Source organism: Candidatus Zixiibacteriota bacterium (assembly GCA_016933955.1).
Classification (GTDB): Bacteria; Zixibacteria; MSB-5A5; order GN15; family PGXB01; genus JAFGTT01.
The window spans coordinates 1-10,361 of the sequence record JAFGTT010000021.1 but is presented as its reverse complement, the minus strand read 5'-3'; the positions used below and the strand labels follow the sequence as shown (position 1 = coordinate 10,361).

Sequence of the window (10,361 nt, the reverse complement as noted above, 5' to 3'; positions counted from 1 at the left end):
TAATTAAAATACCCCCGGCAGGACTCGAACCTGCTACCCTCTGCTTAGAAGGCAGATGCTCTATCCACATGAGCTACGGGGGCATTAAAAAAACCATTCTATATTTCTACGATTCCAAAGATAAGACTTTTGGATAATCACGGCAAATGAAAAAAACAAAAATTCCTCCCCAATGGCCCCATTAACCGGCTGGACAGCAATAGGATTCAGACCTTTCCCTGACCGGCTCGCTCTCCGGTCATTTTTTTTGAACAAAGGCGGTTTATAAATGTTTAAAAATCGGATAAACAGGAGTTGTTCGACCAGGTTAAAATCCGGGCGAATTCGATTGATCGGTGACTCGCCTCGAGAATCAGGGATGATTCCTGTTTCAGGCTTATGGCCTGGTATCACGGAGGATGTCTGAAAAAGAGAGTCACCGCCTCCGCGTAAACCGGCCGCCTTTACTTCGGCGGCCGGTTATTATTTTTATCTCCCCGAGCCGTGGAAATACAGCTTGACTTTGACTGAAATATGGATAAATTAGATTAGGATTATCTCCGAAATCAGAGGGATTCTTTTTATTATAGATTTTTGATAAGGCTAAAAATCAAATCAAACGAGGCATTCCTATGAAGCCTTTTTATCGTTTAATCCTTTTTGCCTGTTTTATTGCTTTTTCCGGAGTGTCAACAGCCCAGATAAATACCGATGATCCCTTCAGCGGTCATTACCAGCTGGGCAACTCCGCGGAAATTATCACAATATCGACCCCGGCAGCCTATGACTCCTGTTTCACGCGAGTCTATGATTTCATCGGCAGTTCCAATACGGTGGTGCCAAAACCGGTTCATTCATATCCAACCAATGGCTTGCCACTCTGGGATGATATTCATCGGGGATTAATTGACATAGCTACGGCTGACATTGATGACGATAATGACTTGGATGTGGTGTTGGTCAAAGAAGGTGATCCGGAAATTTATGTCCCGAAAATCGATACGGCTTCACTGGACTGGCTTTCGGCCGGGGACGGCGGTATGGTGGGCTACGGTTTTCACGCCCCATATAGAATAGTAAAAGCGAATTTAATCGATAATGGTCGTGATGAAGTCATTATGGCGACTACAAGTAATTGCTGTCCCGCCTATCTCAGACTCGGAGCCTGGTACTGCAGTGATGTCTCCAGCCTATCAATGTCAGAAATATTCGATTGTATCGACAAAATAGAACTTATGCATGTTTACTTCTCATATCCCTGGTTCGATGTGGCCGCCTGTGATTTTGATGGCGACGGATTGGATGAAGCGCTGGTGATTGGATCCGAAATTCCGATCTACTGGGCGTACCGAAACTGGTCACTGACGGCTCAGATATATAAGTTTGACCTTGATTATGAAGAATTTTATCCCCATTATTATTGTGAAGGGTGGTGGGATAGGTTAGAAAAACTTGCCAACATCGATAGTTGTACCATGAATTCGATGGAACCCGAATGCCGGTTTATCGAACAAATGGCAGTAACCGTGGGTGATTTCGATGGCAATGTTAAGAAAGAAGCGGTTATCGGGTACCAGGACTTCACGCGGGAATGGGTCGCCAACGGTGAACAATGGGATTACACCATCCATACCACCAGCTTTTTATAGCCGCTTGACATCGCCGCCGATGCCAGCAGCATGAGCTTTGATCCCGCCAAACGCACTGTCCAGGATAAATGGACTGACACCTACACAAGTTCCTATACCCCGGAAGATCCCGAATTCGGGCTGGGTGTGTTACGGCCTTTTTGTCTGACGAACGGCGATCTCAACAATGACGGCAAAGACGAATTGATCTCGGCGGCCTATGATTCGGTTAAAATATATCAGCTTGGCGAAACGGGCCTGTTTGAAGAAATTGCCGCTATCGGGATTATAAACCGTATCGGCGATGACAGCCGTCGCACCGTCGTGGTCGAGGATTTCGATGCCGATACCCTGTCGCTGGAATGGCGCAAGGAATTGATTATCAGCGATTATGGCCCCGATGATGGCCAGTACCGGATTCGGATTTTTGCTCCGGTAGTCAATGATTCAACAAAAGCCCTTGAGGGATTCACTTTCCGGGCCCAATGGGCGGCGGAAAATGTCAATGGCAGCGGCAGCATGGCTATCGCCGCGGGTGATCTTGATGGCGACGCTATCATGCTGGGATCACCGAATCATTACATTATCGACAGCATGGTTCAGCCCCTGATTATTTTTAATGCCCCGCCAACTCATTTTGATATTTTCACCGGCACTTATGATATCAATAATTGCTATTCAGGTGCAACCTGTCAGTTTTACGGGCAATATTCGGAAGAGGGCTCGGTCACCTACGGCATTGAAACCGAGGTCCACAGCGATTGGGCGGTCTCGGCCGAAGCCTCGGCCAGTACGGTTCTCTGGGAACGGGGTGTCGAGGCTCATATCAGCGCCGAATACGGTCAAAATTTCGAAAACGTGGTGGATACCACCAAAACCATCAAAATCAGCCAATCCGTAACCGCCCAGAAAGATGACTGGCTATACGCCACTATCTCCAGTTACGATGTCTGGGAATATCCGGTCATGATCAAAGGCCTGCAAAAGTCCCATGTCGTGGCTGTTATCCCCAAGGCGGTGCAGGATTCCTGGTTTCCTAGTAAAAGCTGGCGAGCATTGACTTATGCTCCCGATCATGAAGTCGGTAATATTCTCTCCTATCCCGATTTCGATAATCTACTCGATAATCCTGATGCGTTCGAGGTTTTCACCACCGGCCAGTGGTTGAATTCCTACGGGGTCTTCCCTTCCAGCGATTATTACTGGTCATTGAGCTGGGATCGGATCAGCAACTCGGGGAAATCAGCGGCCTGGGATATGGGTATTGAGGCCGGTTTATCGGTTAAAGGCGGTTGGTATTCGGTTTCTGTGGAAGGCGAGTACGGAATGGGTGAGGTCTCGACCCACAGCTCGTCCGTATCGAAAAATATAATGGTTGATGTTGGCATTGGCGGTATAGACGAGGGATTGGCTGAGGCCGGATACCACGTTACTCCCTATGCTTATCACGCCAATAACGGAGCCCTGATTGTCGATTACACTGTTACCCCCGAAAGCTCCCCAACACCCGGTCTTGAAACCTGGTGGGATTTGCATTATGGATCGGCGCCTGACCTGTCATTTATCCGCCCCTGGAAATATGATCCTGAGAAAGGAATCCATCTTGAATATGACACCAAAAGGCACCTGACCAAAGATATTTCTTTTACCCCGGCCTATCCCGATCCCGGCGACACGGTGACAATTACTGCCAGGATCAGGAATTTCAGTCTTATCCCTTCCCCGTCCATGGTTCCGGTAATGGTCAGTTTTTATGTCGGTGATCCCGATAATGGCGGTACGATTATAATAGATATTTATGGAAACGATTTCATTGCCACCACGGACTCTCTTGCGCCCAGAGGATTTGTGACAGCTCAGATGAAATGGCTTTATCCTGATGGGTTGGTACAAAATCCATGGATCTTTGCCGTTGTTGACCCATTGGATAATATATCGGAAGTTCATGAGGACAACAACAAGGGATTCAATATATTGTTTGCTCAGGGAGCACCGGTCGATGTTGAAGACATTGAGAACCTTTTAACACCGAATCAATTTATCCTGGCACCCAATTATCCCAATCCGTTTAACCCGGTCACCACCATCGAATACGCCCTGCCGACCCGGTCCGAGATCGAACTGGTAATCTACAATATCCTGGGGCAGAAAATCAAAACCCTTGTCGATGGCGAAGAATCAGCCGGGTATCATTTGGTCCAGTGGGACGGAACCGGATTTAACGGCCGGAATGTGGCCTCCGGGATATATTTTTATCGCCTCCGCGCCGGCGATTATAACGAATCCCGGAAAATGATTCTGTTGAAGTAAGCGAAAATATTGGGGGATGATGATTTTTTTCTTGACCGATTTTAAAAAAAGAGTATTTTAATGAAACAATTAGCCGGATAACGGCGTAATGTGATTTAATTATGAGCTAAAACCGCTAAATTTTAAGGAGCCGATTTAATGCTTAATAGCTTTATGCCATATGCTACCAATCTTGGTATTCTCGGTTTTCGAGGCGGTGGAGGCTTGGTTTTATTGTGAAAATTATCACAATGTTGATAAAGCCCCGCCGCACCGGGAAAGGTTCGGCGGGTTTTTTTATGGCTCGAACGAACCGGAGTGAACGACTGACACAGAACTGAAATTTATGGGTGAATAAAATGACTGCCGACTTGTATGAAGATGAACAGATTAATCCCGAAGAACAGGCGATAAAATCACGCCGGGCTTTCGCCCGATTGATGCCGCTTCTGATTCCCTATAAACGGCCCCTGCTTTTATGCCTTATCCTCCTGGCCGCGGCTACAATCATGTCGATCTACTGGCCGGTCCTGCTGAAACGGGCTATGGATGTCAATATCAAGAATGGCGATTTCCGGGGGCTGATTATTACCGTTCTGATGATTGCCGGGATCCAGGGCGTCACCCTGATCCTGCAGTATATCCAGAGAATCAAACTGGAAACCATCGGGCAGAATATCATGGTCGATTTGAAACGTCGCCTGTTCAATCATATTCTTTCGCTCGATGTCCCGTTTTTCGATAAAAACCCGGTGGGACGATTGATGGCCCGGGTCGAATCCGATACCGAATCACTGCGGATGCTGTTTACCAACACTGTTGTGCTGGTGGTCGGTGATGTGATTCTGTTGACCGGCATTTTCGCCGTGATGTATTACTACAGCTGGCGCCTAGCCTCGATCCTGATAATGATTATCCCGGTCATGGCAACCCTGATGATTATTTTCGAAAGAAAAACAACCCCGCGCTTTTTCCTGGTTCGCAAGAAGATGGCCGAGGTTACCGCCAACTTAACCGAATTCATCCACGGAATGTCGATCATCCAGATTTTCCATCGCGGGGCCTATGCCCGCGGCCGGTTGTACATGGCCAACCAGTCGAAATTTAAAGATGATGTCTATGTCAATATCGGCGTTATCATGTTTTTCAACTCGGTCTTTTTCTTCCAGTATGTGATGATCGGTCTGGTGCTTTATTTCGGTATCAAATGGACTCGGTCGGGGGTGCTGTCGGTGGGAACGATCGGGATGTTTGTCATTCTGATTTGGCGTTCGTTCGATCCCCTCTGGCGGGCCTCGGAACAGCTGGCTACCATCCAGAAAGCCATCGCCGGAGCCAAACGTATTTTCGCTCTCCTGGCCACGGAACCGCAATTGCATGATCCGGAAAAACCGGTGGCCTGGTCGGGACTGAAAAAAAGCATCCGGTTCGAACATGTCTGGTTTTCATACACCAATGATGATAACTGGGCACTCAAGGATATTTCGTTTGAAATTCCGGTTGGCCGAAGAATCGCTCTGGCCGGAGTTACCGGCGGCGGCAAATCAACCGTTATTTCACTCCTGCTGAGGCTTTATGACCCTCAGAAGGGACGGATTACTGTCGATGGCATCGATATCCGGAATATCAGCCGGGCCGAATTGCGACTGAAATTCGCCTTGGTGTTGCAGGATATTATCCTCTTCCCCGGCAATGTGAAATCGAATATTTCGCTGGAATCGCAGGAAATCTGCGAGGATAAAATCGTCTCCTCGGCTCAAACCGTCGAGGCCGACCATTTCATCCGCCGTCTTCCCTCGGGCTACGATACCGAGGTCTCGGAAAAGGGTGCCAATTTCAGCCGTGGCGAGCGCCAGCTCCTGTCGTTTGCCCGAGCCCTGGCCAATGACCCGGATATACTGCTTCTCGATGAGGCCACCAGTTCGGTCGATCCTGAAACGGAACGAACCATTCAAGGGTCGCTGAAAAAATTGATGGAAGGACGAACCTCGCTGATAATCGCTCATCGTCTCTCGACCATTCTCGATGTCGATGAGATCCTGGTTATCAGGCGCGGCGAAATTATCGAGCGGGGAACGCATACTGAATTGATCCTGCAGAGCGGCTACTATTCGAAGTTGTTCCATCTGCAGTTCAAGAATAAAAACGGAGTTACGGCCAATGTTTGAAAAAATTAAATGGTTCTGGAGATACTACCGGAATTATAAATATGTCCTGGCGGTGCTGATTCTTCTGACCCCGGTGCAGGCCGCCTTCCAGGTGACGATCCCGAGGCTGATTGAATTCACCGTTGATTTTATCAAAACCGGGAGCGTGGAATCTCATTCGGTCGCCGTCTGGCTGAATGGCATCGGGCAAAACCTGGGGTTGTCCACTGCGGCCACTTTCACGTTGACGCTTATTTCGGTTGGACTTATCGCCAGCATGCTCTATGCCTTTGTCCAGGCCCACCGGGCCTGGATGAATATCAAGCTGGAGTGGCTGTTCAGGCAGGATGCCTTCGATGGTATCACAGTCAAAGGACCGGATTTCTTCAACCGGTTTCGGACCGGTGATCTGGTTACCAGGATGACCGATGATGTCGCCGAGAAGCTGTCATGGTTTGCCTGCTCGGGGATATTCCGATTGTACGAAGCCCTGCTGATGGTCAGTTTTGCCCTGGCCATGATGATTTCGATCTCTCCCCGGCTCGCCTTCTGGTCGGCCGGGCCACTGCCGATCCTGATCATCATCTTTTTCTGGAGTTCCTCTATTTTGGATAAAAGATATGATTGGCTCCAGAAAAAAATATCGAAATTAAATGATGTTATGGAGGCCTGTTTCTACGGCGTTCGGGTGGTCAAAGCCTATGTCAGGGAAACGGCCCAGAGGAAAAAATTCGACCGGGCTGTCTTCGATCGGCGCGAGGCGGAGATTTCCGCCATTAAGGCTACCGTGGTGGTCGATTCGATGTACATGTATATCTGGCAGTTCGGCATCATCATTGTCCTGCTGGCTGGAGGTTACATGGCCATCAAAGCCAGTCTTTCGCTGGGTGAGTTGGTGGCCTTCATTTACTATGTCGTATACATGATCTTTCCGATGTTCGATATCGGTCAGTTTCTGGTTAAATCGCGCCAGTCGGCCGTCTCGATTAACCGACTCCTGGAGCTGGAGCAGGCCAAACCAATGGTGCAGACCGCCGGCCGGGTCAAATGTGACGGGAATATCAGGGGGAACCTGATTTACGACCGGGTGGCGTTTTCCTTCCCCGGCTCGGACCGGAAAATTATCGACGATGTTTCTCTGGAGATCAAGGCCGGCCAAACCGTGGCCCTGGTCGGTAAAGTCGGTTCGGGAAAAAGCTGGCTGGTCAACATGATCCCCCGCCTGGTCGATCCCACTTCGGGGACCATCCGGCTGGACGGACGCGATCTGCGCGATTACCGGATCGAGGAGCTTCGAAAAATTATCGGCTATGTTCCCCAGGAGCCGGTCCTGTTTACCGATACGGTCAAAAACAACATTCTGTTCGGACAGCGCGGTATACCTGATGACCTGTTGGAATGGGCGGTCGAGGTATCGCAGTTGAAAGACGAGATCGAATTATTCCCGAAGAAGATTGAGACCCAGATCGGAACGCGCGGGATGTCGATCTCGGGCGGGCAGAAACAAAGACTGGCCCTGGCCCGCGCCCTGGTGTGTAAACCGAAAATCCTGATTCTCGATGATTGCACCTCGGCTCTTGATTCGCGGACCGAAGCGGCCCTGTGGAATCGCCTGCATCAGGTTATGCCCGAAATGACAGCTATCCTGATCACCCACCGGCCGGATATCCTGGAATCGGCGGATATGATCTATGTTATGGAAAACGGGCGGATTATCGAATCGGGAACTCATGCTACTCTCACCTCGGACAGCGGCCAGTACGCCAGAATTTACAGGCGCTACCGCCTTGAGGCCGAGGTGGCCGGCGCCTGATAAAGAAAAAACCCCGGCGTTATAACCGGGGTTTTATAAAATCAGAAAATTGTCTCGATCAATCTTCACAGGGGGCGTTGCCCGATTTATACAGGTAATTGACCAAAAAGGCGGCATCGAGAATATCACAACTGCCGGTGCAGTTGCAATCGCAACCTTCCGGTGAAAGAGGCGACTCACCGCCGCGATATAAATAGTTGATTATATAAGTCACATCCAGAATATTGTATGTCCCGCTGCAGTTGGCATCACCATTAAGTGATCCTCCCGTGGTTATATTGAACGTCTCGAAATAAAGATTGGTCGGTTTGGAATCATCCTCGATCCGAATGGCCACGCTCTTGGTTACTCTTTCATGGGGAACACCATGAATCAACCCGTCCTCATCAAGAATCATCCCTTCCGGCAGCGTTCCTTCAATCACTTGCCACTCATAGGGCGCTTCTCCGCCGGACGCCTCCATTTGTAAACCATAATCATCGCATAGATTGCCGGACGGAAGATTATTTTCGCTTACGAATTGCAGCGAGGTGTCGATTTCCAGAAGCGCCGCACCCTGACCGAAATTACAGTCGTTATACTTGATCCAAAAGTAACCGTCATCACCCCACCATGATCCCCAGCTGTTTTTAACCCGCCAGGCCCCATCGCCGTTACACATGTTATCATCCCAACCAACTACCAGGACCCCGTGGTTGACCTCCTCGGTAAAACCGCCATGCGAATAACATCCGCCGGAATAATAATACAGGTCGTTATAGGCATAAAAGGCCACCGCAATCGGCGCCTCCATGATAGCCATCTTCATATAATTCCGGGAAGCCGGGACAGCCACCCAATCCTTGATTTTTACCAGGGCGGGATACTCCGTTTCGGTACAGGGGATATTATCGTTGGCCTGATAGGGCATATCTTCTTCGGCAATGGCTCCGTAATACTTGAAATGTTGATAAGCATCATCCATCCAGGCACCGTCGCATCCCCAGCCCGGAGATACACATGATAAAATAGCCTGTTCGGATAAATCAAGCTTGACCCCGCGACGAATGCTGTATATGGCTTCCAGCGCCGCGGTAGCGGCGAAATCCCAGCAGGAACCACAGCCCCCCTGGTTTCTGACCCCCGTAATAACATTGGAGTCTTCCCAGTTGAAATAGGCCGGCAGATCTTCTGCTGATTTGGTGAAATAATTCTCACGCAGGTGTGATTCCCAAATCTCTTTCCAGTTATCCGGCAGACGCAAACCCAGCATTCGATCCCGTTCCTCAGGGGTATAATCAGTGATAAGGGGATTAATATCGGCCGACCAGTTCAGACCCTCACGGTCAATTCTATCCCGAATCTCCTGAAGTCCCCCAGTGGCCGATTCCCCGGCTATTAGCGATCCGGAAATAAGGAATAAAACAAAGATCAGCATAATCATGACTCTCGATGATTTCATAAAACTCACCATATTTTAATACTCAAGGCAGGTAATTGTATCATATAACTCATTATAATATAATAAAATACGTTTTTGTCAATTCTTTTATTTGAGGGTCCGATCAAAAAAAAGGCCGGCAGAATAAACTGCCGGCCGGAAAATTACATATTCCTTTTTTTTAAGGCCAGAGAGTCGGACAATGCGGCGCGGGACCGCCTAAGAATATATAACTCAAAAGATACGTAACATCAAGAATGTTGATACGATGATCCTCGTTGACATCAGCGGACTGCATAAACGGTGGCGCGGCGGCACCTCTATAAATATAATTCAGTAAATAGGTGATATCCAGAATATTGATATTTCCATTGTTATTGACATCGCCGCAAATAAAGGCACAGACATCACCGATTCCATCACCATCCGAATCGGCCTGGTCTTCGTTGTCATCTTCGGGACAATTATCACATTCATCCCCATGACTGTCATTGTCTGAATTAATCTGCTCGGGATTATAGGTCTCCGGGCAATTATCGCAGACCGTTCCGATATCATCGGCATCTTCATCGGCCTGGTCTTCATTGTCGTCATAAATGCAGTTATCACAAACATCGCCGTGACTATCATTATCGGAGTTGGTCTGGGTCGGATTGGTTACGGTCGGGCAGTTGTCGCAGGCGTCGCCATAACCATCGGCATCAGAATTCTGCTGATCCTCATTGGTGGTTGTGGGGCAATTGTCACAGACATCACCATAACTGTCCTCGTCTGAGTTCTGCTGATTTTCATTGGCATAATTGGGGCAGTTGTCACAGACATCGCCATAGCTGTCGCTGTCTGAGTTTTGCTGGTCGTTATTGGTTGTCTGCGGGCAGTTGTCACAAACATCGCCGATCTCATCCTCATCAAAATCAGCCTGGTCGGTATTGGGCGTCGACGGACAATTATCGATATCGCCGCAAACACCATCCTCGTCGATATCATTGTCGGGATCATTGGGACAAACATCACAGGCATCGCCGATTCCGTCTTCATCGGCATCGGCCTGATCCTGGTTGGTCACATCCGGGCAGTTGTCGCAG

The 10,361-nt window shown here is 49.0% G+C and carries 6 protein-coding genes and 1 tRNA gene; 4 read left to right on the top strand and 3 right to left on the bottom strand.

Annotation, left to right across the window (positions count from 1 at the left end):
- Positions 1-9 precede the first annotated feature (9 nt).
- Positions 10-83, bottom strand: a tRNA-Arg gene (locus JXQ28_07640).
- Between the two features lie 528 nt (positions 84-611).
- On the opposite strand from JXQ28_07640, the gene JXQ28_07635 reads away from it, so the two are divergent.
- The 4 genes from JXQ28_07635 (at position 612) to JXQ28_07620 (ending at position 7,856) form a co-directional block, all read left to right on the top strand.
- The gene (locus tag JXQ28_07635) at positions 612-1,628 is read left to right on the top strand and encodes a hypothetical protein (protein MBN2277601.1); all 1,017 of its coding nucleotides are present in this window, start codon (positions 612-614) and stop codon (positions 1,626-1,628) included.
- Positions 1,629-1,658: 30 nt separating this feature from the next.
- On the top strand, positions 1,659-3,917 hold the full coding sequence (locus JXQ28_07630; protein MBN2277600.1) for a T9SS type A sorting domain-containing protein: 2,259 nt from the start codon (positions 1,659-1,661) through the stop codon (positions 3,915-3,917).
- A 338-nt stretch (positions 3,918-4,255) separates the two neighbouring features.
- Positions 4,256-6,064: an ABC transporter ATP-binding protein gene (locus JXQ28_07625; protein ID MBN2277599.1), complete on the top strand. Its 1,809-nt coding sequence runs from the start codon at positions 4,256-4,258 to the stop codon at positions 6,062-6,064.
- Positions 6,057-7,856 carry an ABC transporter ATP-binding protein gene (locus tag JXQ28_07620; protein ID MBN2277598.1) on the top strand — a complete coding sequence of 600 codons (1,800 nt, stop codon included), beginning with the start codon at positions 6,057-6,059 and terminating at the stop codon, positions 7,854-7,856. The genes JXQ28_07625 and JXQ28_07620 overlap by 8 nt, the downstream gene beginning before the upstream one ends.
- Before the next feature lie 58 nt (positions 7,857-7,914).
- Here JXQ28_07620 and JXQ28_07615 read toward each other — a convergent pair whose 3' ends face one another.
- Both JXQ28_07615 and JXQ28_07610 read right to left on the bottom strand, forming a co-directional pair.
- Entirely contained in the window at positions 7,915-9,297 is a 1,383-nt protein-coding gene (locus JXQ28_07615; protein MBN2277597.1) for a hypothetical protein, read from the bottom strand.
- A 160-nt stretch (positions 9,298-9,457) separates the two neighbouring features.
- Positions 9,458-10,361, bottom strand: a 904-nt coding sequence (locus JXQ28_07610; protein ID MBN2277596.1) for a thrombospondin type 3 repeat-containing protein, incomplete at its 5' end; no start/stop codon positions are given.

Bases quoted from the DNA above. Each gene is read 5' to 3' on its own strand.
- JXQ28_07635 (MBN2277601.1), top strand. From the start codon at position 612: ATGAAGCCTTTTTATCGTTTAATCCTTTTTGCCTGTTTTATTGCTTTT.
- JXQ28_07630 (MBN2277600.1), top strand. From the start codon at position 1,659: ATGAGCTTTGATCCCGCCAAACGCACTGTCCAGGATAAATGGACTGAC.
- JXQ28_07625 (MBN2277599.1), top strand. From the start codon at position 4,256: ATGACTGCCGACTTGTATGAAGATGAACAGATTAATCCCGAAGAACAG.
- JXQ28_07620 (MBN2277598.1), top strand. From the start codon at position 6,057: ATGTTTGAAAAAATTAAATGGTTCTGGAGATACTACCGGAATTATAAA.
- JXQ28_07615 (MBN2277597.1), bottom strand. From the start codon at position 9,297: ATGAAATCATCGAGAGTCATGATTATGCTGATCTTTGTTTTATTCCTT.